This window comes from Gulbenkiania mobilis (assembly GCA_004346645.1).
GTDB classification, from domain to species: Bacteria; Pseudomonadota; Gammaproteobacteria; order Burkholderiales; family Chromobacteriaceae; genus Gulbenkiania; species Gulbenkiania mobilis.
In genome coordinates this window covers 300,513-324,629 of sequence record SMDA01000003.1, presented here as the reverse complement: position 1 = coordinate 324,629, position 24,117 = coordinate 300,513, and the positions used below count along the sequence as shown (strand labels likewise).

The following is a 24,117-nucleotide window of genomic DNA, read 5'->3' as shown; positions in this document are numbered from 1 at the left end:
GCCGCCCTGTTTTGTTTTCTTTTCCGGTTTTCCCGATGACTGTGCTGCAGTGTGGTCGCTTTAGCCTGGCCCTTGATCGTCCGAGGGTGATGGGCATCCTGAATATCACCCCCGATTCTTTTTCCGATGGCGGCCGCTTCCTGGTGCCGGACGAAGCCGTGCGTCAGGCCGAGCGGCTGATTGGCGAGGGTGCGGACATTCTCGATGTCGGTGGCGAATCTACCCGTCCCAATGCCCCGTATGTATCGCCGCAGGAAGAGATGGACCGTGTGCTGCCGGTGCTGGAAAGGTTGGCCGAAGCCGGGATTCCCCTGTCGCTGGACACCCGTCGCACCCAGGTGATGCGGGCGGCGCTTGCCACGGGCGCGGTAGATCTCATCAACGATGTGTCTGCCCTGGAGGATGAAGGCGCGGTGGCGCTCGTCGCGGCCAGCCCAGTGGCGGTGTGTCTGATGCACAAGCAGGGCAACCCCGATACCATGCAGCAGCAGCCCCATTACACGGATGTGGTGGAGGATGTCGGCGCTTATCTGGCCTCGCGCGTTTCGGTGTGCAGGAACGCCGGCATCGCGTCCGCTCGCCTGCTAGGGGACCCCGGCTTTGGGTTTGGCAAGACACTGGCGCACAATCTGGCGCTGCTCAGGGCGCTGCCACGACTGGCTCAACAGTGTGGCGTTCCGCTGCTGGTCGGTCTGTCGCGCAAGTCGATGCTGGGCGCTCTGACAGGCGAAACGGTCCCGGCCGAGCGGCTGGGAGCCAGTGTGGCGGCGGCACTGGAATCCGTGCGTCGCGGCGCGCGTATCGTGCGTGTCCATGACGTGAAGGCAACCCGCCAGGCACTGACCATCTGGCAGGCGCTGGCGGACAATGAACAAAAATAAGGATGGGGCACCTGGCCCCTCAGGACGGTAAGTGATGAAAAGAAAATACTTCGGCACCGACGGGGTGCGTGGGGAAGTTGGGCAGTTTCCCATTACGCCGGATTTCGTTCTCAAGCTTGGCTATGCAGCAGGCCGCGTGCTGGTGGACCACGACAAAGGCCATCGCCCGACCGTGCTGATCGGCAAGGACACCCGCATTTCTGGCTACATGCTTGAGGCCGCGCTGCAGGCCGGGTTTACTGCGGCGGGCGTAAACGTGCTACTGACAGGGCCGTTGCCCACGCCGGGGATTGCCTATCTCACTCGGGCACTGCGTCTGGAAGCGGGCGTGATGATCTCGGCCTCGCACAACCCCTACCACGATAACGGCATCAAGTTCTTTGCCGAGGGCGGCAGGAAGCTGGACGACACGCTGGAACTCGAGATCGAGGCCATGCTCGACGAGCCGATGCAGACGCTGTCTTCGGCCAACCTTGGTCGCGCGCGACGCATCGAAGGCGCGGCCGACCGTTACATCGAATTCTGCAAGAGCACCTTTCCTAACGACCGCGACCTGCGCGGCCTCAAATTGGTGGTTGACTGCGCCAATGGGGCGACCTACCACATCGCGCCCAAGGTGTTCCACGAACTGGGCGCCGAAGTGATTGTCATCGGTGGGGATCCGAATGGCTTCAACATCAACGACAAGGTGGGCGCAACACATACCAATGCGGTGCGGGCGGCCGTACTGGAGCACGAGGCGGATTACGGCATCGCCCTGGACGGTGACGGCGACCGCCTGATGATGGTAGACCGCGAAGGGCGTCTGTACGACGGTGACCAGTTGGTCTACATCATTGCCAAGGCACGTCGTGCCCAAGGTGAGCTCAAGGGGGGCGTGGTGGGCACGCTGATGACGAACATGGGTCTGGAAGCCGCCTTGGCCGCGCAGGGCGTCCCCTTTGGCCGCGCCAAGGTTGGCGACCGCTACGTATTGGAGATGCTGCATGCCAACGGCTGGCAGCTCGGTGGCGAGGCATCCGGCCATATTCTCTGCCTGGACAAGCACACCACGGGCGATGGCATCGTTTCCTGCTTGCAGGTGCTGGAGGCGCTCATCACGCTGGACACCGACCTTGCCACGGCCGCGGCCGACTGGAAGCCCTATCCGCAGAAGCTGATCAACGTGCGGTTGTCGGGCCAGGACTGGAAGTCCGCCTCCGCCGACATGCTGCAGCAGGCCGAGCGCGCCCTCGCGGGGCACGGTCGCGTGGTGCTGCGTCCGTCGGGCACAGAACCAGTCGTGCGCGTCATGGTCGAAGCGGACGAAGCGGGGTTGGCCGAACAGTGGGCCGAGGCCATCGCCGGGGCCATCCGGCAGGCTGGCTGATCGCCCGCTTGCTAAGGCAGGTCAACAAAACTTGAAAGGGGGGCGTGCTATGATGGGCGCCACCCGCTGCGACTGACGAGGAATAGTGGCTGCCCACGGGCCGGCCAGCTGCTCTCTTTATGGATACCCTCCAGCTACTCATCGACTTCTTCACCGGCTACGGCTATTTCGCAGTGTTTTCCGTGCTGCTGGTGTGCGGCTTCGGTGTACCGATTCCGGAAGACATCACCCTCGTGGCCGGCGGCATCATATCGGGCCTGGGCTATGCCAACGTGCACGTCATGTTCTTCGTGGGCATGGCCGGCGTGCTCCTGGGGGATGGCATCATGTTCCTGCTGGGACGGCTGTTCGGCAACCGGGTGCTGCGTTTCCGTCCGATTGCCCGCATCCTGACGCAGGAGCGCTTTGAAGCGGTGCAGGAAAAGTTTTCCCGCTATGGCAACTGGGTGCTGTTCGTGGCCCGCTTCCTGCCCGGGCTGCGATCTCCAATCTTCCTCACGGCCGGCATGACGCGTCGCATCCCCTACTGGCGTTTCCTTCTTCTGGATGGGCTTGCAGCACTGATTTCTGTACCGGTCTGGGTCTACCTCGGCTATCTGGGTGCTGCTAACCGCGACTGGCTGATGATGTGGGTGCACCGTGGCCAGACCGGCCTGTTGTTCGTCATCGGATTGGCGGCGCTGGTGCTTACCGCGCTTTATTTCAAGCGCCGCAAGGCACGCGAAGGCATGGTGCCGGTCAAGAAATAGGCCAAGCCTCCCTTGATGCAGAAAACGGGCCGCACAGGCCCGTTTTTCATGTGGGTTGTCCCGGCTCAGCCGACTTGCAGCAGCTCCACCTCGAATACCAGCGTGGCATTGGGCGGAATCACGCCGCCTGCGCCCCGGGCGCCATAGCCCATCTCCGGCGGAATGGTGAGCTTGCGCACACCGCCCACCTTCATGCCGGCTACGCCAGCATCCCAGCCCTTGATCACATACCCTTCGCCCAGCGGAAAGCTGAATGGCTGATAGCGGTCCTTGCTGGAATCGAACTTGGTGCCGTCGGTCAGCCAGCCCGTGTAGTGTACGGTCACTTCCTGGCCGGTCACTGCCTCGGCGCCTTCGCCGACCTTTACATCTTCGATGATGAGTTCGTTGCTCATAGAGGGTCTCCCGTAGTGAAGCGCCGATTGTACACGTCCACCCCGTCCCGTGCTGTCGGGCCCGGTTTGTGTTTTCGGATCAGTGGCTTATAAAGACTTAAAGAGGCTTTGCCCACCACACACATGCAGAAGGGGACTACCATGGACATCACCCACCAACCCAGCCAGATTCGTCCTGTTGCCAGGCACGTTGCGCCGGCTGCCGTGTTCGAATGGCTGCGCCTCGGATGGCGCGACCTGCGCAAGGCACCGGGCGACAGCCTGTTCTACGGCGCTGCGTTCGTACTGATGGGTTATCTGCTCACGCTGTACTTCTCGCTTGCCCCCGAGTTCGTCATCACGCTCTCCACCCTGTTTCTGCTGGCCGGGCCCTTCCTCGCCATCGGTCTCTACGATATCGCGCGACAACTGGAATACTATCGGGGCAGCCGCATCGACCTGGCAAAGAGCATGACAGCCTGGCGGCACAACCTGCCTAGCTTCACACTGTATGCAGCACTGCTGGCAGTGCTAGTGTTCGGATGGTTCCGCGTGTCGCTGTTGATGTTTGCGCTCTTCTACGAAACGGCGGTGCCCACCTTCGATGCCCTGCTTGCCGACCTGTTTAATCCGGCCAACCTCTCCTTTCTGGTTGCGTACTTCGGCACCGGCTTTCTGTTTGCCGCCCTGGTATTTGCACTCAGTGCCGTATCCATTCCCATGATGCTGGACCGCGAGGTGGATGCCATCACCGCCATGATTGCCAGCCTGCAGGCGGTCTATCGCAATCTGCTGACGATGCTGGTCTGGGCCGGTATGATCGTTCTTCTGACTGCGATCGGCTTTGCCACCTATTTCATCGGTCTGATGATCACGGTTCCCCTCATCGGCCTTGCAACTTGGCATGCCTATCGCGCCCTGATCGCTTACGAACGCTGATGCCTGCATGACTTCCATCGTTTTCCTCGACCGGGACAGCCTGCCTGTCCCGGTTCCTGCTTTTGGCCCCGGTTGCCAGTACACCGAATATCCTTCCTCCGCTCCCGAACAGGTGCCCGAGCGCGGTGCTCACGCAGAGGTGCTGATCACCAATAAGGTCCCGCTCGACCGTAATCTCCTGCTGTCACTGCCTGCCCTTAAGATGGTGGCCGTGGCCGCCACCGGCGTGAACCATGTGGATCTGGCCACCTGCCGGGAGCGTGGCATCGTGGTGAGCAATATCCGCCATTACGGCGATGATACGGTTGCCGAACATGCCTTCATGCTGATGCTGGCCCTGATGAAGAACCTGCCGGCCTATCAGCGCGATGTGGCGGCGGGGCTCTGGTCGAACGCTTCCCAGTTCTGCCATTTCGGGGCGCCGATACGCGATCTGGCAGGTGCCACGCTGGGGATTGTGGGCGCTGGTGGTATCGGCCAATCGCTGGCAGCCAAGGCGCGTGCGTTCGGCATGCACGTGCAGTTTGCCGAGCGCAAGGGGGCAAGCGTGGTGCGGCCGGGCCACGTGGCCTTTGATGCCTTCCTGGCCACGTCCGACGTGATATCCCTGCATTGCCCGCTGAATCCGCAGACGCGCGGCATGATCGGGGAGCGGGAGCTGATGGCGATGAAACCGGGTGCGATCCTCGTCAACACGGCGCGTGGCGGGTTGGTCGACGAGACCGCACTGATTGCCGCCCTCAAGTATGGTCAGTTGGGGGGCGCGGGTTTTGACGTGCTGTCCACGGAGCCGCCCCCCGCAGATCATCCGCTGCTCAAGGCGCGCCTGCCACACCTGATCGTGACACCGCACATCGGCTGGGCCAGCCGGGAAGCGATGGCCCGGCTGGCCGAACAACTGGTGAACAACATCGAAGCCTACCGTTGTGGCAGCCCGGTCAATTGCATGACCTGAGCCAGAAATGAAAAACCGCCCCATCGGGCGGTTTTTCATTTCACGGGCCCCATTAGGAGGCGCGGTCAGGCGTGTCCGTGATCTCATTGGGGTTGATGCGCCGTGAATCTTCCTCCCCCATGCCTAGGCGTCCCCGAATGCAGGTGATGTAGCGGTTGACGTCCGGTCCCCCCCCATAGCGCTGTGCATGCCAGATCATCTCCCCTAGGCACTCCATCAGGTCGTGGCGCGCAGCATGTTCTTCTCCGTGTCGGGTACAGAGGGCATCGTACAGAGCGCGGATGCCCGGCGGCTGGTCGATGGAGAGCTGTTCCTCGATGGCCAGATGTAGGCTCAGATGCAGAAAGGGGTTGGTACTACCTTCTTCCGGAGTCCATTCCTGTTCGAGATACCGTTCTGGCTGGTCGAGGAGAGGGTGATACTCGCTGTGGCCGGCGATGATCGCCCACGTCTGGGCTTCCAGAGGCGTCAGCATTGCGCCTTGTTTCTGTTTTGCCCAGACATCGAAGAAAAAGCGTCGGGCATCCTGGCGGCTGGGGGTAAACATGGTCTAAACCTGAGTAAATAACTCGGATAATGAATTGTACCCGAAGGAGCGCTGCCATGACCACGCTGTACCCTTTCTCGGCCATGCGGATCGATGGCACACCGTTCAGCATGGAGGCCCTGCGCGGGCAGGTCGTGCTGATCGTCAACACGGCCAGCGCCTGCGGGTATACCGGGCAGTATGCCGGTCTTCAGGCACTGCACGAGCGCTTCCATGTGCATGGGCTGGAGATCCTGGCCTTTCCCTGCAATCAGTTCGGCAATCAGGAGCCCCACGGCAATGCGGAGGTGGCGGACTTCTGCACCAGGCGTTTTGGCGTCACCTTTGGCCTGTTCGCAAAAACGGACGTGAACGGCGATCAGGCCCTGCCGCTCTGGCGCTGGCTGACCGGGGCGGAAGGCTCGCGGCCGCAGCCGGTGAAATGGAACTTCACCAAATTCCTCATCGACCGTAAAGGCCGACTGGTGCGGCGGTACGAACCCTCACTCACGCCTGCGGAGATCGAAGACGATCTCCGCAGCGTGCTCGGGCTGGAAAAGGCTAGCCTGCGCGGCGAAAGATGATATCCCAGACACCATGTCCGAGACGGATACCGCGCTGCTCGAACTTGGTCAGCGGGCGGTAGGCCGGCCGGGCAGCAAAGCCTTCGGCAGTGTTTTCCAGTCCGGGGTTGGCCGAAAACACTTCCAGGATCTGCTGCGCATACTCTTCCCAATCGGTGGCCGCATGCAGGTACCCTCCCGGCTTGAGGCGGCTGACCAGCTTTTCCACCAGTGGTGCCTGAATCAGGCGGCGCTTGTGATGGCGCTTCTTCGGCCAAGGGTCCGGGAAGAAAATGTGCACGCCGTCCAGCACATCCGGCGCCAGCATCATATCCAGCACCTCCACTGCATCGTGACGGATGATGCGCAGGTTGGTCAGCTGCTTCTCATCGATCAGCTTCAAGAGGTTACCCACACCTGGTGAATGCACTTCGATGCCCAGATAGTCCACGTCCGGGTTGGCCGCTGCAATCTCGGCAGTGGCGCCGCCCATGCCGAACCCGATTTCCAGGATCTTGGGGGCCGTCCGGCCGAAGGCAGCGTTCAGGTCCAGCCGGGCAGGGGCATACTCGATGCCGAAGCGCGGCATGCCTTGATCGATGGCCCGTTGCTGGCCGGCAGAAAGATGGCCCTGGCGCAGCACGAAGCTGCGGATCGAGCGTTGGAAGGCGGGGTTGTCCATGTTCGGCGGGGAAGAAAAGAAAAAACCGCGATGTTACATAAACTTGCCTAAGGTGACGAGCCCAACCCCCTCGCGGGCTAGCCAGCGCTGTGTCCGCCCGATGGGAAATGGTGGTTCAGAAAGTCGTCCACGGTGGGGTAGCGCAACTGCACCCCCAGCACGTCCCGCAGTCGCTGGTTGGAAACCCGCCGCGACTCCGCCAAGAAGGACCAGAGCATGGGTGAAACCTGCGCCTGCACCGTCTGGCGTGGCAGACGCGGAGCGCGCGCCAGCCCTGTGGCATCCGCGAGCTTGTCGAACCACTCCCCCATCTTCAGCGGCGCGCTGTCGCAGGCATTGAACAGTTCGAAGCCCGCTCGTGTCTGTGCCAGCGCCACGCTGCAGCTCAAAGCCAGGTCGTCGGCATGGATGTGGTTGCTCCAGCTGTCCTCCTCAGCCAGGAAGAGCGGGGTGCCGTTGGTCAGGCGTTCCAGCGGTAGCCTGTCTTCGGCGTAGATGCCCGGCGCACGCAACACGGTGACTGCGGAGCCGGTGTCCCTGTAGAGCGTGGCCAGCGCCATCTCGGCATCCACCCGTCTCTGGGCGCGAGCACTGTGCGGTCTCACGGGCGTGTTCTCGTCCACCCACGCCCCGCCAGCATCGCCGTACACCCCGGTAGTGCTGATATATACCCAGTGCTGTGGTATCCTTTTGCCTTTTGTCAATGCGGACAAGCACTTGCGTAGCCTGGGATCGGTAGTGCCGAACGCGGGCGGTGGCGCAGTATAGAGAACGGCTTCGGCCAACCCTGCAAGCGGCGCCAGCGTTTCGGGGCTGTCCAGATCCCCTTCCACGGCTTCGGCGCCTGCAGCTCTGACGGCTTCGGCGGTTTCGGGACGGCGGCACAGGGCCACCACCTGCCATTGGAGCAGGAGCTGGGGCAGGGCACGGCGGGCCACATCGCCCGGGCCAATCAGCAGTAAAGTACGCATGCACCGCATTCTAGCGAGCTTTGAGGGTAACAAACGAGATGACGTCACAGGTGAAGGTGCTCCCGAGCGGGCACGCGTTCAGCGTCGAAGCACACGAAACCATTCTGGAAGCCGCGCTGCGTCAGGGCGTGGGTCTGCCCTACGGCTGCCGAGATGGTGCCTGCGGGGCGTGCAAGGGCAAGGTGCTGGAAGGAGAGGTGGCCTTGGACGGCTATCAGGAACGCACGCTCACCGCACAGGAGCGTGCCGAAGGCCTGGCACTGTTCTGCTGTGCCCGCCCGCAAGGAGACGTTACGATCGAAGTGCGTGAGGTATCCGGCATCGGGGACATCCAGATCAAGACGCTTCCGTGTCGTGTGGAGAAGATCGACAAGGTACACGACGTCGCCATCCTGCGCCTTAAGCTGCCGGTATCGGAGCGGCTGCAGTTCCTGGCTGGGCAGTACATCGACATCCTGATGAAGGACGGCAAAAAGCGCAGCTTCTCCATTGCCAACGCTCCGCATGACGATGCTTATCTCGAACTGCACATCCGCCATCAGCCCGGCGGCAGCTTCTCCGACTACGTGTTCAACCAGATGAAGGAGCGCGAGATCCTGCGCTTCAAGGGCCCGATGGGCGCCTTCTTCCTGCGTGAAGACTCTGACAAGCCCGCCATCTTCGTGGCCAGCGGCACGGGCTTCGCACCGGTGAAGGGCATCATCGAGCATGCCATCCATCAGGGAATCGACCGCCAGCTAATCATCTATTGGGGCGCGCGCACCCGCGCCGATCTCTACATGGCGGAGATGGCCGAGGGTTGGCAGGCCAGCCATCCCAACATCACCTTCGTGCCGGTGCTGTCCGAAGCCTTGCCCGAGGACGTTTGGACCGGACGGACCGGTTTTGTCCATCAGGCAGTGCTGGAGGATTTCGCCGACCTGTCGGGCTATCAGGTGTATGCCTGTGGTGCTCCGGTGATGGTGGAAGCGGCCCACAGCGCTTTCACCCGCGAGCGCGGACTGCCGGAGACCGAATTCTTCTCCGACGCTTTCTTCCTTTCCAAGGATGTGGGCGCACCCACGAAGTGATATCGGCAGCCTTGCCCGACAGAACGGCCTTCCTTGCGAAGGCCGTTCTGCTTTAAGCCAGTGATATGACAACGAACTCAATGTTGATTTGCGTCAATATCCCTCCTCTGTGTAAGGCTATGATGCTGCAAGACAAATGACTTGCAGCGGCAGACCCGCGCTATAGAGGAGTTGGAAAATGGAACTCTGGAAACAACTGCTGTCGGACGATGTGGGCGTGCTGAGCCTGATCACCATCGTCGTGGCCTCCCTGGTCGTGAGTGTCTGTGTGGGTCTCTTCATCAAGAAGACACACGACGCTCCGAAAAAGTGAACGGACCAGCCTGACCGGCTTCCTTTCATGTGATTTCCTCTTGATGTGTGTGTTGAGTGGGTACGGTGGTGGGCCGTATCCACTTTTTTTCTTTGCACGCCAAAAGCCGTCCTGAAAACAGGGCGGCTTTTGTTTTGGGTCATAGCAGCGCAGTGGCAGGAGGCCAACATTGGCGCTGTCAGAAAATGGCAGTGCGGGGGCCGGTTGCAGGCTTGTCCACGCTTGGCAAAACATGGCGTCTAATTTGCTTCACGGGCGCTTTTTACAGCCGGCATTGCTGTACGGTTTGCCCATCCGGGCTCGTCGGGACGCATGTAAAGATCATAGAGCCGCATCCGGCATGCCGTAGCGCACGTTGCGAACAATTCGCAACATCGGGAACGGGCCTTGCTTAGAAGTAGCTAAAAGCCTCGGCAGGGAAATAGTTATATGCAATTAGGTAGTAGCGTCAGAAGCGTCTATATCTTAAACAGACCCGCAAAGCTGACCCTGCTCCGGCCCGTTTGATCTGTATCAAGTAAGCCCGTTTCCTTGCTGGTCAGGCCCGGTAGAGTCTCATATCATTACATCAACAAATAAGAATTCAATAATATTAAGAAAGAATCCAAGTTCAATTACTGAATGGAGAACTGAAATGTCCACAGAAACCGAGGTTCAAGGTGGTGGCGCTCCCAAACTCAAACTAGGGGCACTTACCGCACTCGTAGTCGGCTCGATGATCGGGGGCGGCATCTTTTCCCTGCCGCAAAACATGGCAGCCGGGGCGGGAGCCGGCGCAATCCTGATCGGCTGGGCCATCACCTTCGTCGGCATGCTGATGCTGGCCTTCGTCTTCCAGATGCTGGCCAACCGGAAGCCGGAGGTGGAAGGTGGGGTATATGGGTATGCACGGGCGGGCTTCGGCCAGTACATGGGCTTCAACTCGGCCTGGGGTTACTGGATCTCTGCCTGGATCGGCAACGTTTCTTACTTCGTGGTGATGTTCTCGGCGCTTAGCCTATTTGTCCCGGCCTTCGGGGAAGGCAATACGCCAGTGGCCATCATCTGCGCCTCGGTCCTACTCTGGGCACTGCATTTCCTGGTGCTGCGCGGGGTGCATGGTGCGGCATTCATCAACACGGTAACGACAGTGGCCAAGCTGGTGCCGCTGGCCCTCTTCATCGTGCTGATCGTGTTCGCGTTCAACATCGACACCTTCAACCTCGACTTCTGGGGTTCGGCCAACCTGGGCTCGGTGATCGATCAAGTGAAGAGCACGATGCTGGTAACGGTGTGGGTGTTTATCGGTATTGAAGGTGCTTCGGTCTTCTCCAGCCGTGCCTCGAGCATGCAGGAAGTGGGCAAGGCTACCGTACTGGGCTTCCTGCTGACGATTGCTCTGCTGGTCGCCGTGTCGGTCCTGTCGCTGGGTGTGATGACCCAACCCGAACTGGCTGCACTGAAGAACCCGTCCACCGCATATGTACTTGAAAAGGCTGTTGGTCCGTGGGGCGCCAAGCTGATGAACATCGGTCTGGTGATCTCGGTAGGCGGTGCACTGCTCGCCTGGACCCTGCTGGCTGCCGAGGTTCCGTATCTGGCCGGCAAAGACGGCACCATGCCTGCGATCTTTGGCAAAACGAACGAAAACGGCGCTCCGACCTTCGCGCTGTGGCTGACCAACGGTCTGATCCAGCTCTTCCTGATCATCACCCTGTTCAGCTCGGCCGGTTACCTCGCACTGCTGTCGCTGGCTACGTCGATGATTCTTATCCCGTACCTGCTGTGTGCCGGTTACGCCCTGCTGGTGGCCCAGCGTGGTGAGGGCTACGCCCAAGGTGAAAGCAAGGCTCGCGACCTGATCGTTGCGGTAGTGGCTACCGTATACGGTGCCTGGCTGATCTACGCAGCCGGTCCGAAATACCTCTACCTGTCGATGGTGCTGTATGCCCCGGGCGTGCTGTTCTACCTGTGGGCCCGCAAGGAACGCGGCGAGAAGATGTTCAAGGGTATCGAGGCCGCTCTGGCTGCTGTAGTGGTCGTACTGGGTGCCATCGCTGCCTGGCAGCTTGCTACCGGGGCTCTGAGCCTCTGATCCAGAAAAACAACTAAAGCGGGGGTGCCGCAGGGTGCCCCCACCAAGAAATCACTTATCAAGGAGTCTGATCATGTCCAAATTCGGCGTTCATTCTGAGTGCGGCAAACTGCGCAGTGTTCTGGTATGCCGCCCCGGTCTGGCCCACAAGCGCCTGACCCCGGCCAACTGCGACGGCCTGCTGTTCGACGACGTCATCTGGGTGGAACGTGCACAGAAAGACCATGCCTACTTCGTGGAGCAGATGCGTGGCCGCGGTATCGAAGTGATCGAACTGCATGACGCGCTGGCCCAAACCATGGACGACAAGGCCGCACGTGCCTGGGTTCTGGACCAGAAAGTCAAGGCTGACAACGTCGGTATCGGCATGCTGAGCGACCTGCGCAGCTGGCTGGAAGAAATGCCCTCGGCCCAACTGGCCGAACACCTGATCGGCGGTATTGCCAAGTTCGAACTGCCGTTCGACCCGAAAGGCCTCTTCGGTGGCTACCTGGACCGCTCGGAATTCGTGCTGCCCCCGGTACCGAACAGCCTGTTCCAGCGTGACCCGAGCTGCTGGATCTATGAAGGTGTCACCCTGAACCCGATGTACTGGCCCGCCCGCCGCGCCGAAACCCTGATCCTTGAAACCGTTTACAAGTTCCACCCGTACTTTGCCGGCAAGGTGAACGTATGGTGGGGCGGCTCCGAGCAGAACCATGGCCCGGCCACCCTGGAAGGCGGCGACGTGATGCCGATCGGCAACGGCGTGGTCCTGATCGGCATGGGCGAACGTACCAGCCCGCAGGCCGTGGTGCAGGTTGCCAAGAACGTGCTGGGCAAGGAAGGTGGTGCTACCCGCGTCATCGCCTGCCAGATGCCGAAGTCGCGTGCCGCCATGCATCTGGACACCGTCTTCAGCTTCCTGGACATCGACCTGCTGTCGGTCTTCCCGGATGTGGTGGACGACATCGTGTGCACCAGCATGTATGCCACTGACCGTCCGGGCGAAGTGCGCTTCGAGCGTCACGAAGGCCGCCACCTGGTGGATATCGTCCGCGAAGCACTGAACCTGCCGGAAATCCGCGTGATCCAGACCGGTGGCGATGCTTACCAACGCGAACGCGAACAGTGGGACGACGGCAACAACGTGGTGGCTCTGGATCGTCGCGTGGTAGTGGCTTACGACCGCAACACCTACACCAACCGCCTGATGCGCGAGCACGGCGTGGAAGTGATCGAGATTCCGGCCTCCGAACTGGGCCGTGGTCGTGGCGGTGGTCACTGCATGACCTGCCCGGTCATCCGTGACGAAGTGAAACTCTAATGTGAAACCGGCTTCGGCCAACCCAAGGGTTGGCCGAAGCAAGAAAACCGATCAACCGATTACGAAACTTATCGCGGCCCTGCTGCCGGACGGACCCACACATCCTCCTTCCGCGGTAGACCGGACCTCAATCTAGGAGCACACATCATGGCTTTCAACCTGCGCAACCGTAACTTCCTCAAGATGCTGGACTTCACCCCGCGCGAAATCCGCTATCTCCTGGACCTGGCCCGCGACCTGAAGCGCGCCAAATACGCAGGCACCGAACAGCAGCACCTCAAAGGCAAGAACGTTGCCCTGATCTTTGAAAAAACCTCGACCCGTACCCGCTGCGCCTTCGAAGTGGCGTGCTATGACCAAGGCGCCAACGTGACCTACCTCGGCCCGTCCGGCTCGCAGATCGGTCACAAGGAATCGATGAAAGACACCGCCCGCGTGCTGGGTCGCATGTACGACGCGATCGAATACCGTGGCTTTGACCAAGACATGGTCGAGAACGAACTGGCCAAGTACGCTGGCGTACCGGTCTACAACGGCCTGACCGACGAATTCCACCCGACCCAGATGCTGGCCGACGTACTGACCATGATGGAGAACAGCGACAAGCCGCTGTCCCAGATCAGCTACACCTACCTTGGTGACGCCCGCAACAACATGGGCAACTCGCTGCTGGTAATCGGCTCCAAGCTGGGCATGGACGTACGCATCGGCGCACCGAAACACCTGTGGCCGACCGATGAACTGGTGGCAGAGTGCCGCCGTATCGCCGAAACCACCGGCGCACGCATCACCCTGACCGAAGATGCCCGCGAAGCCGTCAAGGGCACCGACTTCATCCACACCGACGTATGGGTGTCGATGGGTGAGCCGGCCGAAGTGTGGGCCGAGCGCATCAAACTGCTGATGCCGTTCCAGGTAAACGCCGAAACGATGAAAGCTTCGGGCAACCCGTGCGTGAAGTTCATGCACTGCCTGCCGGCCTTCCACAACAGCGAAACCAAAGTGGGCAAGGATATCTCCGCACAGTATCCGGAACTGGCCAATGGCATCGAAGTGACCGAAGACGTGTTCGAGAGCGAAGCCAACATTGCCTTCGAGCAGGCTGAAAACCGGATGCACACCATCAAGGCTATCCTCGTCGCCACACTGGCCGACTAAGCGCAGCGGGCCGGATTGCCGGCCCTGCGCCAGCCCGGCCGAACGCGTCCTCACAGGCAGCGCGGCCGGGCTTTTCAATTACGAATATCCCCGGGTTGGCCGAAGCAACGGCCCCCATCAAGAGAGGAAGACATCATGCGAGTCGTCGTAGCCCTGGGTGGCAACGCCCTCCAACGTCGTGGCGAGCCCATGACCGCCGAAAACCAGCGCAATAACGTGAAGATCGCTGCCCGTCAGCTGGCCGCCGTGACCCGTCTGGGCCACAACCTGGTGATGTGCCATGGTAACGGTCCGCAAGTAGGCCTGCTGGGCCTGCAGAATGACGCTTATTCCCGTCACGTCGATGCCAAGGTAACGCCGTATCCGCTGGACGTGCTGGGTGCGCAGACCGAAGGCATGATCGGCTACATGATTGAGCAGGAAATGGGTAACGAACTGCCGTTCGAAGTGCCCATGGCCACCATCCTCACCCAGACCGAAGTGGACGCTAACGACCCTGCCTTCAAGAACCCGACCAAGTTCGTCGGCCCGGTCTACTCCAAGGAAGAGGCTGAGAAACTGGCGGCCGAGAAGGGCTGGACGGTGAAAGCCGATGGTGACTACTACCGCCGTGTAGTGCCGAGCCCGAAACCGAAGCGCATCTTCGAAATGCGCCCGATCAAGTGGCTGATCGAAAAAGGCGTGGTCGTGATCGCAGCCGGCGGTGGCGGTATTCCTACCATGTACGACGAGAGCGGCAAGCGCCTGGTAGGTGTGGAAGCCGTGATCGACAAGGATCTGGCCTCGTCCCTGCTGGCCCGCGAAGTGGGGGCTGATTACTTCGTGATCGCCACCGACGTGTCCACCGTGTTCGTGGACTGGGGCACGCCCAATGCCCGCGCCATCAAGCAGGCCCATCCGGACGAGATGGAAAAGCTCGGCTTTGCCGCCGGCTCCATGGGCCCGAAGGTGGAAGCTGCCTGCGAGTTCGCCCGTCTGACCGGCAAGCGTGCCGTGATCGGTGCCCTGGAAGACATCGAGAAGATCGTGAAGGGCGAAGCCGGCACCATCGTTTCCACCGAGAAGCCTGGGATCGAATGGTACTGAGCCGTTATGGCTGACGGGGGCCTTGCCACCGTTCTTCAAAGGGCCGCCGCGAGGCGGCCCTTTTTCTTGCGCCCTCAGGCTTTCGGCCAACCATGAAAAAGCGGACCCGAAGGCCCGCTGTCGCCGTGTCCTGCTCCTTCGCGGTCAGTGGCCGTCGTAGGAGCACACGGTGAAGAGCGGCAACTGGGTATCCCGCACCAGATCTCCCCCGCCGAGTTCCGGCAGCTCAATGATCGCTGCCGCCTCCACCACTTCCGCGCCCAGCTTCTTCAGCAGCTTGTAGCCCGCCATCATCGTTCCACCGGTGGCAACCAGGTCGTCGATCAACACCACCCGGTCTCCCGGCTTGCAGGCGTCAGTATGCATCTCGACCGTGGCATTGCCATACTCGAGTTCGTACTCCTCGGCGACGGTGGTGAACGGTAGCTTGCCTTTCTTGCGGATGGGCACGAAGCCCACGTTGAGCTCGTAGGCCAGTACCGAGCCGATGATGAAGCCGCGCGCATCCAGACCGGCGATCACATCGATATTCTCGCCCATGTAACGGTGGACAAAGATGTCGATCAGCATGCGGAAGGTTTTGGGGTTCTGCAGTAGTGGCGTGATGTCACGGAACATCACCCCCTGCTGGGGCCAGTTGGGCACGGTACGTATCCAGCCCTTGAGATAGCTGGCGTAATCGAGATTGCTGAGGTTTTCCATGGGCGCATTTTACGACCAAAACGGCTGGTGCGCGCGGGGCATGAAAAAAGGGCGCCCTCGGGCACCCCTTTTTCGGCAAGGCCGAGCCTTGCTGCCACAGCTCAGGCAAACAGCGCCAGCTTTACGATCCACAGTGCGGCAATCACGATCACGGCCGGCTTCAGGTCGGAGAAGCGGCCGGCCAGCAGCTTGATGATGGCATAGCTGATGAAACCGAAGGCAATGCCGTCCGCGATGGAGAAGGTGAACGGCATGGCTACCGCGGTCATCACCGCTGGGGCCGACTCTGTCAGGTCGTTCCACTCGATTTCAGCCAGGCCACGTGCCATAAGTACCGCGACGTAGCACAGGGCCGGCGCCGTGGCGTAGGCGGGCACGGTCTTGGCCAGCGGCGACAGCCACAGGCACGCCAGGAAGAGCAGGGCCACCACTACAGCGGTCAGGCCGGTGCGGCCACCCACGGCGGTCCCGGCAGCAGACTCGATGTAGGCGGTGGTGGACGAGGTTCCCATCACGGCACCGGCGGTGATGGCTACCGAGTCAGCCAACAGCGCGCGCTTCAGGCGCGGCAGTTTGCCGTCCTTGTCCAAAAGGCCTGCGCGATGCGATACACCGACCAGCGTGCCCGTGGTGTCGAAGAGATCCACGAAGAAGAACACGAAGATCACGCCCACTAGACCGGCATTGAGCGCGGCGGCCACGTCCATCTGCATGAAGGTCGGTGCCATGCTCGGCACCGGCGCGAAGATGCCCTCGAACTTCGACAGGCCCATCACGATCGATAGGGCGGTTACGGTCAGGATGCCGATGATGATCGAACCGTGCACACGACGGTATTCCAGCGCCACGATGATGAAGAAGCCCAGGATGGCCAGCAGCACCTTCGGGTCGTGCAGGTTGCCCAGGGTGACCAGCGTGGCCGGGTGGTCTACCACCACGCCGGCATTCTTCAGGGCGATCAGCGCCAGGAAGAGGCCGACACCGGCGGAGATAGCGAACTTCAGTGACTGCGGAATCGCATTCACGATGGCTTCGCGCACCTTGAACAGGCTGACGGCAAGAAACACCAGGCCCGAGATGAATACCGCGCCCAGCGCCGCCTGCCAGGGCACACCCATGCCTTTAACCACGGTGAAGGTGAAGTAGGCGTTCAGGCCCATGCCCGGCGCCAGCGCGATCGGATAGTTGGCCACAAGACCCATGATGGCGGTGCCAAGCGCTGCCGCAAGACAGGTGGCAACGAACACGGCATTGAGGTCCATCCCGGTGTCCTGCAGGATCAGCGGGTTGACCAGGACGATGTAGGCCATCGTCAGGAACGTGGTGAAACCGGCAATCACCTCGGTCTTGACCGATGTGCCGTGTTCACGGATCTTGAACAGGCTTTCCAGTAACTGCATTGCGAAGCTCCCTCGAGACTGCTTTTTATGGGGTTGGGGTGAGAAAAACGCGCCATTCTACCCACCGCCCTCCGCATACACCTAAATCTTGATTTGAAGATAATTTGCCGATTCGACCACCTGCTCTTTTGTGGTATTCTGAAAAATTACACTTCGGATACAGGTAGGATGCGGACCATGAATCAGCCCGCAGGCAACGTCTACATCGTGGTTGCCCCCTCCGGGGCCGGCAAGACTTCACTGGTCGCGGCCCTGCTGGCTGCCGAACCCCTGGTGGAGCTGTCTGTCTCGTATACCACCCGTGCCCCGCGCGTCGGGGAAGTGGACGGACGCAACTACCATTTTGTTGACCGGGCCACCTTCGAGTTGATGATTGCCCGGGGCGATTTTCTCGAGCATGCCGAGGTCTACGGCAACTACTACGGAACCAGCGCCGCCTGGATCCGCTCGCGCTTGGCCGAAGGGCGCGACATTCTGCTCGAAATCGACTGGCAAGGTGCACGCCAGGTGCGTGAGCTGTTCCCGCAGGCGGTAGGCATCTTCATCATGCCGCCTTCGATCGAGGAGCTGGAGCGTCGCCTGCGCGGCCGTGGCACCGATGCCGAAGAAGTGATCGCACGCCGTCTGGCGGCTGCGCGTTCGGAGATCGACAAGGTGGCCGAGTACGATTACCTCGTGGTCAACGACAACTTTGATCGCGCCAAGCTGGACCTGATTAGCATCATCCGCGCGCAGCGCCTGCGCTGCGACGTGCAGCGTGCCCGGTTGGCCGAACGTCTGGCGCACATGGGCACTGCCCGCTCCGATTGGTCCGCCTCCTGAAATCCGATATAGTTTTTGAACCTCTGCTACAGCTGGGAGAACCGTATGGCTCGCATCACCGTTGACGACTGCCTCGACCGTATCCAGAACCGCTTCGACCTGACGCTGGCGGCGGCCTACCGCGCCCGCCAGGTGGCTTCCGGCGCCACCACCTTTGTCGAGACGGGCCGCAACAAGCCCACCGTAGTGGCACTGCGCGAGATCGCCGCAGGCCATGTGGGCAAGGAAGTGCTCAACCGCGGCAAGGCGTAAGCCAGGAGCCCGAGGACGCGGATGACTACCGAACAGGCTACGTCGCCCGACTACGCGGCCCAGGTCGAGGCCGATGCGCGGTCCTTCTATGAGGCGGCATCGGCCTACCTGCGTCCCGAAGATGTACAGCTCCTGCGGCAGGCCTTCGAGCTGAGCCGCGAAGCCCATGAGGGCCAGACCCGCAAGAGTGGCGAACCTTACATCACTCATCCGCTGGCTGTGGCATCCATGCTGGCCGAATGGCGCCTGGATGCACAGGGGCTGGCCGCTGCCCTTTTGCACGATGTGCTTGAGGACACGGGCGTGTCCAAGCCCACACTGGTGGACCGCTTTGGTCGCACCATCGCGGACCTGGTCGACGGCCTTTCCAAGCTCGAGCGTCTGGAATACCAGACCAAGGAAACAGCGCAGGCCGAGAACTTCCGCAAGATGGTGCTGGCGATGGCGCGCGACATCCGTGTCATCATCGTCAAGCTGGCTGACCGCCTGCACAACATGCGCACGCTGGATGCGATGCGCGAGGACAAGCGCCAGCGCATTGCCCGAGAGACCTTGGAGATCTACGCGCCGATCGCTAACCGCATCGGCCTGAACAAGGTCTATCGCGAATTGCAGGATCTGGCCTTCAAGCACCTGCACCCCCATCGCTACAGCGTACTCTCCAAGGCGGTGCGTGCGGCACGCGGCAACCGGCGGGAGGTGGTCAACAAGATCCTGCAGGCTGTCGGTCAGAAGCTGGTGGAGTCCAACATCGAGGCCACCATCAAGGGGCGCGAAAAGAACCTCTACAGCATCTACAAGAAGATGCAGGAAAAGCAGCTGTCGTTCTCGGAAGTGCTGGATATCTACGGCTTTCGCATCATCGTGAACGACATCCCCAGCTGCTATCTGGCGCTGGGGGCGCTGCACAGCCTCTACAAACCCATTCCGGGGAAGTTCAAGGATTACATCGCCATTCCCAAGGGTAATGGCTACCAGAGCCTGCACACCACCCTGTTCGGCCCCTACGGGACCCCGGTGGAAATGCAGATCCGAACCCGGGAGATGAATAGCGTGGCGGAGGCTGGCGTGGCCTCCCACTGGATGTACAAAAGTGGCGATGCCAGCATCGACGCGGCCCAGCAGCGCACCCACCAGTGGCTGCAGAGCATCCTGGACATTCAGGCGGAGAGCGACGATGCGGTCGAATTCCTGGAACACATCAAGATCGACCTCTTTCCTGACGAGGTCTACGTCTTCACCCCCAAGGGCAAGATCATGGTGCTGCCGCAGGGCTCCACTACGGTGGACTTTGCCTATGCGGTGCACACCGACGTGGGGCACCGCTGCATCGCAGCCCGTGTCAACCACACGCTGGTGCCGCTGCGTACCGTGCTGCGCAACGGCGATACGGTCGAGATCATCACCTCCACGCAGGCCAAGCCCAACCCATCCTGGCTAAGTTTCGTGCAGAGCGGCCGCGCACGTTCGTGCATCCGCAGCTACCTCAAGAGCTTGCGCCAGGAAGAGGCAGTACAGTTGGGGGAGCGTCTGCTCAAGCAGGCGCTGAGCGCACTGGTCACCACGCCGCTGGGTCTGACGGACGAGTTGCGCGCCGAATACCTGGCGGAGCAGGGCGAGAAGGCAGGCAGCTTCGTCGACGTGCTGGCGGACATTGGCGCCGGCAAGCTGCTGCCCATCGTTGTGGCGCGGCGCCTGGTTGAGCTGGCTGGCGAGCGGTTGGGTGAGGAAGTGCGCCTGGGCCCGGTCACCATCCGTGGCAATGAGGGGGGGGCGGTGCAACTGTCGCCATGCTGCCATCCAATCCCTGGCGACCGTATCGTCGGCGTTCTTACCAAGGGACAGGGCTTGGTCATCCACCGTGGCGAATGCGCCAACCTCAAACGGGTGGACCCGGACAAGCTGCTGGATGTGTCCTGGGAGGCACAGCGTGACCGCATGTTCGGCGTGCGCATCAGCGTTCTGGCGCGTAGCGAGCGCGGTGCCCTGGCAGACATCGCCTCGGCCATTTCCGAAGCTTCGGCCAACATTGAGCGCGTAGACACGCAGGACACGCATGTGGGCGACGGCTTCATCCATATCGACTTCCGCCTGCAGGTGGAAAGCCTGTCGCATCTAGAGCAGGTGCTGGCACAAATCAGGCTGGTCGGAGTCGTGCTCACCGCCGAACGCAAGTGAGGGAGGTATGAATAGCCTGGAAATCCTGCTCAACGGCGCGCCACGAACCTTTCCGCAGGGCTGCAGCGTGGCTGCGATGGTGGAGGCGCTGGGTCTGGCCGGACGCCGGGTGGCCGTGGAGCGGAATGGCATGATCGTGCCGCGCAGCCGCCACGCCGAAACTGCCCTGGCTGAGGGTGATCGTATCGAAATCGTTGTGGCTGTCGGAGGAGGCTGAGAATGACGCATGCCCTGCAGGACGATGCATTGATGATTGCCGGTCGCGCCTATCGCTCCCGTCTGCTGGTGGGGACAGGGAAATACCGGGACTTTGCCGAAACCGCCGAAGCGCTCGAAGCATCGGGGGCTGAAATCGTCACCGTCGCCGTGCGCCGCGTCAATCTGGGACAGGACCCCTCCATCCCCAGTCTGCTTGATGCCCTGCCGCCCAACCGCTACACGCTGCTGCCCAATACCGCTGGTTGCTACACTGCCGACGAGGCCGTCCGTACCTTGCGCCTGGCCCGTGAGCTGCTTGACGACCATCGCCTGGTGAAGCTGGAGGTGTTGGGGGATGCGGAGACACTGTTCCCCAACATGCGGGAGACCTTCAAGGCCGCAGAGGTGCTGGTGAAGGAAGGCTTCGACGTCATGGTGTATTGTGCCGACGACCCGATTGCGGCACGCGAACTGGAGGCCATCGGCTGCTGCGCCATCATGCCACTGGCCAGTCTGATCGGTTCGGGCATGGGCATCCTTAATCCTTGGAACCTCAGGCTGATCATCGAGCAAGCCAAGGTGCCCGTGCTGGTGGACGCCGGCGTCGGAACGGCTTCCGACGCGGCAATAGCCATGGAAATGGGCTGTGACGGCGTGCTGATGAACACCGCCATCGCCAAGGCCCAGCGGCCGGTGCTGATGGCTCACGCGATGAAGTATGCGGTGGAGGCCGGCCGCGCTGCCTTCCTGGCCGGACGCATGCCCCGCCGTTTCTACAGCGGAACGCCCAGTTCGCCCGGCGAGGGCCTGCTGACGCCGCTAAAGGCATGATGCATAAAGCGCACAGCTGGGCGAGAAACCTGCTCGCAGGGTTTTACAAACCCGATAAGGTTGCTAGAATGCAGGTTTTTACAAGCGCCTCGCTTCATAAGTTAAGGACCTCCACGTAATGCCGAACATTCGCGTTAAAGAGAATGAACCGTTTGAAGTGGCCATGCGCCGTTTCAAGCGCGCCGTTGAAAAGACCGGCCTGCTGACCGAACTGCGCGCCCGCGAGTTCTACGAGAAGCCGACCGCAGAGCGCAAGCGCAAGCACGCCGCTGCCGTAAAGCGCCACTACAAGCGCATCCGCAGCCAGATGCTGCCGCCCAAGCTGTACTGATACCTTCAACGGTCAGTCTGGACGCTTAAGACCGCAGGCCCGCCCTGCGGTCTTGCCTTTTGTACGCTCCCGTTTCCCATGACACGATCGGATTGCCATGACGCTCAAGACCCGTATCCAGGAAGACATGAAAACCGCCATGAAGGCCCGCGAGACCGACCGGCTGGCTGCCATCCGGCTCCTGATCGCAGCCATCAAGCAAAAGGAAGTGGACGAACAGACCGAACTGGACGACGGTGCCGTGGTGGCCGTGATCGAGAAGATGCTCAAGCAACGGCGTGATTCGGTCAGCCAGTATGAGGCTGCCGGGCGTCAGGATCTGGCTGACCGGGAAAAAAGCGAGATGGCAGTGCTCTCCGCCTACATGCCGCAGCCGCTGAGCGAAGTCGAGGTGGATACCTTGATTGCCGAGGCGGTAGGCGCCACCGGTGCCGCTTCCATGCAGGACATGGGCAAGGTCATGGCCTGGCTCAAGCCCCGTCTGGCCGGGCGCGCCGACATGGGCCAGGTTTCGGGCCGTATCAAAGCGAAACTGGCAGGCTGACGATTTCCCTTTTTGCCGCTTTCCTCGCCTGTGACGGTAGACGATGATTCCCCAGGATTTCGTCGACCAGCTCCTCTCCCGTGTCGACATCGTCGACGTGGTGGACCGGTACGTGCCGCTGAAGAAGGCAGGCCAGAACTACCTGGCCTGCTGTCCCTTCCACAAGGAAAAGTCACCGTCCTTCACCGTCAGCCCCACCAAGCAGTTCTACCATTGCTTTGGCTGTGGCGCACACGGTTCGGCCATCGGGTTCGTGATGGAATACCAGGGGCTGGGCTTTGTCGATGCGGTGCGCCTGCTGGCGGAGGGGATTGGTTTGCCGGTGCCGGAAGTGCGTTCGGCCAACCCTCAGGCCAGTCGGCAGGCGCGCGAACGTCAGACCTCACTCGAAGACCTGATGGAGCAGGCCGCCCGCCATTACAAGCAGATGCTCAAGCAGGCCCCGGAGGCGGTGGCTTATCTCAAGGGTCGGGGCCTGACGGGCGAAGTTGCTGCCCGTTTTGGCCTGGGCTATGCCCCCGACGACTGGCAGGGCCTGCAGACCATCTTTCCGAATTATCTGGATGACCGGCTGGTGGAAGCCGGGCTGGTGATCGAGAACGAGGAAAAGCGTCGCTACGATCGCTTCCGTGGCCGTGTGATGTTTCCCATCCGCAATCAGCGCGGCGCTGTGATCGCATTTGGTGGGCGCGTGCTGGGTAAGGGCGAACCCAAATATCTCAACTCGCCGGAAACCCCGCTCTTCGAGAAGGGGCGCGAGTTGTACGGCCTGTACGAAGCGCGACAGGCGATCCGTGAGCGCAACCGCGTGCTGGTGGTGGAAGGCTACATGGACGTGGTGGCCCTCGCGCAGTATGGCGTGGGCTATGCCGTGGCTACGCTGGGGACCGCCACCACCGGCGAGCATGTGCGCAAGCTGATGCGTCACGCGGATGCCATCTACTTCTGCTTCGACGGGGACGCTGCCGGGCGCAAGGCCGCCTGGCGGGCCTTGGAAAACAGCCTGCCGCAGCTAGCCGACGGCAAGGCCTTGTATTTCCTGTTTTTGCCCTCAGAACATGATCCTGACAGTTTTGTCAGGGCGTTGGGCCCGGAAGCCTTCGAGCGCAGTTTGGACGACGAGGCCCTGCCGCTCTCGAGCTACTTCGTCCGCGAGCTGGTTAGCCGGGTCGATATCGAGGCGGCGGAGGGCAAGGCTGATCTGGTGCGCATGGCGGCCCCTTTGCTGGCCCAGGTTCAGGCGCCAGCGCTGGGGTTCATGCTGCGCAAGCGTCTGGCCGAGATCGTCGGTGTGGAAGTGGACGAGTTGGACCAGATGATGGGCGCGCCACGACCGCAGCGTTCCGGCCGACGCAGCTACCGGCTGCCGGAGCATTCGGAGCGACTGGCCGTGACTCCCATCGCCAAGCGCCAGCTGCGCTGGCTGCTGATGAACCCGCAGTGGGCCGTCGATGTCAATCTGCCCGAAAGTGCGCCGCTGACGGACGACATGGCCTGTCTGGCCACGTTGGCCGAAAAGGCGCGTGAAAGTGAGACCCCCCCTACACCGGCGCAGCTGGTCGAAAGCCTGCGGGGCACACCGTACGAAGGCCTCGTGGCCACCGTGCTGCAGAATGCAATGCAGGACCCGGAAGAATTCAATTCACCCACAGACGAAGCACGACAACAGTTTAGCGAAGGCAACCGCAAACTTCTGGACCTGTTGCGCACGGCGCAACTGGAGGAACTCAAGCGTAAGGAGCGACACGAAGGGCTCTCCGCGCTGACTCCGGAAGAAAGGCGCTTGTTGCTGGCACTGCTCAGCCGCGATGGTGGCTGATCGGCCGGCAAAGAACGGCCTTTT

26 protein-coding genes are annotated in these 24,117 nt (G+C 61.5%); 20 read left to right on the top strand and 6 right to left on the bottom strand.

Annotated elements, in window-relative coordinates; genetic code table 11:
* Positions 1 to 35 precede the first annotated feature (35 nt).
* The 3 genes from folP (at position 36) to EV669_RS06480 (ending at position 2,999) form a co-directional block, all read left to right on the top strand.
* On the top strand, positions 36 to 881 hold the full coding sequence (gene folP / locus EV669_RS06490) for a dihydropteroate synthase (RefSeq protein ID WP_132098191.1): 846 nt from the start codon (positions 36 to 38) through the stop codon (positions 879 to 881).
* 34 nt (positions 882 to 915) lie between these two features.
* On the top strand, positions 916 to 2,250 hold the full coding sequence (gene glmM, locus EV669_RS06485; RefSeq protein WP_054284489.1) for a phosphoglucosamine mutase: 1,335 nt from the start codon (positions 916 to 918) through the stop codon (positions 2,248 to 2,250).
* Positions 2,251 to 2,369: 119 nt separating this feature from the next.
* The gene (locus EV669_RS06480; RefSeq protein ID WP_054284490.1) at positions 2,370 to 2,999 is read left to right on the top strand and encodes a DedA family protein; all 630 of its coding nucleotides are present in this window, start codon (positions 2,370 to 2,372) and stop codon (positions 2,997 to 2,999) included.
* A gap of 65 nt (positions 3,000 to 3,064) precedes the next feature.
* Here EV669_RS06480 and EV669_RS06475 read toward each other — a convergent pair whose 3' ends face one another.
* Positions 3,065 to 3,394 (bottom strand): FKBP-type peptidyl-prolyl cis-trans isomerase, encoded by a 330-nt coding sequence (locus EV669_RS06475; RefSeq protein ID WP_054284491.1) that lies wholly within the window; start codon positions 3,392 to 3,394, stop codon positions 3,065 to 3,067.
* A gap of 141 nt (positions 3,395 to 3,535) precedes the next feature.
* On the opposite strand from EV669_RS06475, the gene EV669_RS06470 reads away from it, so the two are divergent.
* Both EV669_RS06470 and EV669_RS06465 read left to right on the top strand, forming a co-directional pair.
* Positions 3,536 to 4,312, top strand: a complete 777-nt coding sequence (locus tag EV669_RS06470; protein ID WP_054284759.1) for a DUF2189 domain-containing protein — start codon at positions 3,536 to 3,538, stop codon at positions 4,310 to 4,312.
* 7 nt (positions 4,313 to 4,319) lie between these two features.
* The gene (locus EV669_RS06465; RefSeq protein WP_054284492.1) at positions 4,320 to 5,267 is read left to right on the top strand and encodes a D-2-hydroxyacid dehydrogenase; all 948 of its coding nucleotides are present in this window, start codon (positions 4,320 to 4,322) and stop codon (positions 5,265 to 5,267) included.
* A 52-nt stretch (positions 5,268 to 5,319) separates the two neighbouring features.
* On the opposite strand, the gene EV669_RS06460 is transcribed toward EV669_RS06465, so the two are convergent.
* Positions 5,320 to 5,814 carry a DUF1841 family protein gene (locus tag EV669_RS06460; protein WP_054284493.1) on the bottom strand — a complete coding sequence of 165 codons (495 nt, stop codon included), beginning with the start codon at positions 5,812 to 5,814 and terminating at the stop codon, positions 5,320 to 5,322.
* A 56-nt stretch (positions 5,815 to 5,870) separates the two neighbouring features.
* On the opposite strand from EV669_RS06460, the gene EV669_RS06455 reads away from it, so the two are divergent.
* On the top strand, positions 5,871 to 6,377 hold the full coding sequence (locus tag EV669_RS06455) for a glutathione peroxidase (protein ID WP_054284494.1): 507 nt from the start codon (positions 5,871 to 5,873) through the stop codon (positions 6,375 to 6,377).
* Here the strand turns inward: EV669_RS06455 and trmB are convergent.
* On the bottom strand, positions 6,355 to 7,038 hold the full coding sequence (gene trmB / locus EV669_RS06450; protein ID WP_054284495.1) for a tRNA (guanosine(46)-N7)-methyltransferase TrmB: 684 nt from the start codon (positions 7,036 to 7,038) through the stop codon (positions 6,355 to 6,357). The genes EV669_RS06455 and trmB overlap by 23 nt on opposite strands.
* A 77-nt stretch (positions 7,039 to 7,115) precedes the next feature.
* Positions 7,116 to 8,009, bottom strand: a complete 894-nt coding sequence (locus EV669_RS06445) for an SDR family oxidoreductase (protein WP_132098190.1) — start codon at positions 8,007 to 8,009, stop codon at positions 7,116 to 7,118.
* A 38-nt stretch (positions 8,010 to 8,047) separates the two neighbouring features.
* Between EV669_RS06445 and EV669_RS06440 the strand changes: the two genes are divergently transcribed.
* From EV669_RS06440 to arcC, 6 genes are all read left to right on the top strand, one after another.
* Positions 8,048 to 9,079 carry a CDP-6-deoxy-delta-3,4-glucoseen reductase gene (locus EV669_RS06440; RefSeq protein WP_054284497.1) on the top strand — a complete coding sequence of 344 codons (1,032 nt, stop codon included), beginning with the start codon at positions 8,048 to 8,050 and terminating at the stop codon, positions 9,077 to 9,079.
* Positions 9,080 to 9,257: 178 nt separating this feature from the next.
* Positions 9,258 to 9,392 (top strand): DUF3149 domain-containing protein, encoded by a 135-nt coding sequence (locus tag EV669_RS06435; protein ID WP_072242782.1) that lies wholly within the window; start codon positions 9,258 to 9,260, stop codon positions 9,390 to 9,392.
* Positions 9,393 to 10,026: 634 nt separating this feature from the next.
* Positions 10,027 to 11,466, top strand: coding sequence for an arginine-ornithine antiporter (gene arcD / locus EV669_RS06430; RefSeq protein WP_054284498.1), 1,440 nt, complete (start codon positions 10,027 to 10,029; stop codon positions 11,464 to 11,466).
* A 73-nt stretch (positions 11,467 to 11,539) separates the two neighbouring features.
* Positions 11,540 to 12,772, top strand: a complete 1,233-nt coding sequence (locus EV669_RS06425; RefSeq protein ID WP_055433184.1) for an arginine deiminase — start codon at positions 11,540 to 11,542, stop codon at positions 12,770 to 12,772.
* Positions 12,773 to 12,919: 147 nt separating this feature from the next.
* The gene (locus tag EV669_RS06420) at positions 12,920 to 13,930 is read left to right on the top strand and encodes an ornithine carbamoyltransferase (RefSeq protein ID WP_055433183.1); all 1,011 of its coding nucleotides are present in this window, start codon (positions 12,920 to 12,922) and stop codon (positions 13,928 to 13,930) included.
* 135 nt (positions 13,931 to 14,065) lie between these two features.
* Positions 14,066 to 15,016 (top strand): carbamate kinase, encoded by a 951-nt coding sequence (gene arcC / locus EV669_RS06415; RefSeq protein WP_055433182.1) that lies wholly within the window; start codon positions 14,066 to 14,068, stop codon positions 15,014 to 15,016.
* A gap of 144 nt (positions 15,017 to 15,160) precedes the next feature.
* On the opposite strand, the gene EV669_RS06410 is transcribed toward arcC, so the two are convergent.
* On the bottom strand, positions 15,161 to 15,718 hold the full coding sequence (locus EV669_RS06410) for an adenine phosphoribosyltransferase (protein ID WP_132098189.1): 558 nt from the start codon (positions 15,716 to 15,718) through the stop codon (positions 15,161 to 15,163).
* A gap of 101 nt (positions 15,719 to 15,819) precedes the next feature.
* Positions 15,820 to 17,118, bottom strand: coding sequence for an NCS2 family permease (locus EV669_RS06405; RefSeq protein WP_054284503.1), 1,299 nt, complete (start codon positions 17,116 to 17,118; stop codon positions 15,820 to 15,822).
* A gap of 177 nt (positions 17,119 to 17,295) precedes the next feature.
* Here EV669_RS06405 and gmk point away from each other — a divergent pair, with 177 nt between their 5' ends.
* The 8 genes from gmk (at position 17,296) to dnaG (ending at position 24,093) form a co-directional block, all read left to right on the top strand.
* On the top strand, positions 17,296 to 17,940 hold the full coding sequence (gmk, locus tag EV669_RS06400) for a guanylate kinase (protein WP_055433417.1): 645 nt from the start codon (positions 17,296 to 17,298) through the stop codon (positions 17,938 to 17,940).
* 45 nt (positions 17,941 to 17,985) lie between these two features.
* Complete coding sequence (gene rpoZ / locus EV669_RS06395; protein ID WP_054284505.1) at positions 17,986 to 18,192, top strand: DNA-directed RNA polymerase subunit omega; 207 nt, start codon at positions 17,986 to 17,988, stop codon at positions 18,190 to 18,192.
* A gap of 21 nt (positions 18,193 to 18,213) precedes the next feature.
* Positions 18,214 to 20,370, top strand: coding sequence for a RelA/SpoT family protein (locus tag EV669_RS06390; RefSeq protein ID WP_054284506.1), 2,157 nt, complete (start codon positions 18,214 to 18,216; stop codon positions 20,368 to 20,370).
* A 7-nt stretch (positions 20,371 to 20,377) separates the two neighbouring features.
* Complete coding sequence (gene thiS, locus EV669_RS06385) at positions 20,378 to 20,587, top strand: sulfur carrier protein ThiS (protein ID WP_132098188.1); 210 nt, start codon at positions 20,378 to 20,380, stop codon at positions 20,585 to 20,587.
* Positions 20,588 to 20,589: 2 nt separating this feature from the next.
* A complete protein-coding gene (locus EV669_RS06380; protein ID WP_165922717.1) occupies positions 20,590 to 21,399 on the top strand; it encodes a thiazole synthase in 810 nt (269 codons plus the stop codon).
* A 118-nt stretch (positions 21,400 to 21,517) separates the two neighbouring features.
* Complete coding sequence (rpsU, locus tag EV669_RS06375; RefSeq protein WP_039756346.1) at positions 21,518 to 21,730, top strand: 30S ribosomal protein S21; 213 nt, start codon at positions 21,518 to 21,520, stop codon at positions 21,728 to 21,730.
* A 97-nt stretch (positions 21,731 to 21,827) separates the two neighbouring features.
* Entirely contained in the window at positions 21,828 to 22,274 is a 447-nt protein-coding gene (locus EV669_RS06370; protein ID WP_054284509.1) for a GatB/YqeY domain-containing protein, read from the top strand.
* A 43-nt stretch (positions 22,275 to 22,317) separates the two neighbouring features.
* The gene (dnaG, locus tag EV669_RS06365; RefSeq protein WP_132098187.1) at positions 22,318 to 24,093 is read left to right on the top strand and encodes a DNA primase; all 1,776 of its coding nucleotides are present in this window, start codon (positions 22,318 to 22,320) and stop codon (positions 24,091 to 24,093) included.
* Positions 24,094 to 24,117 lie beyond the last annotated feature (24 nt).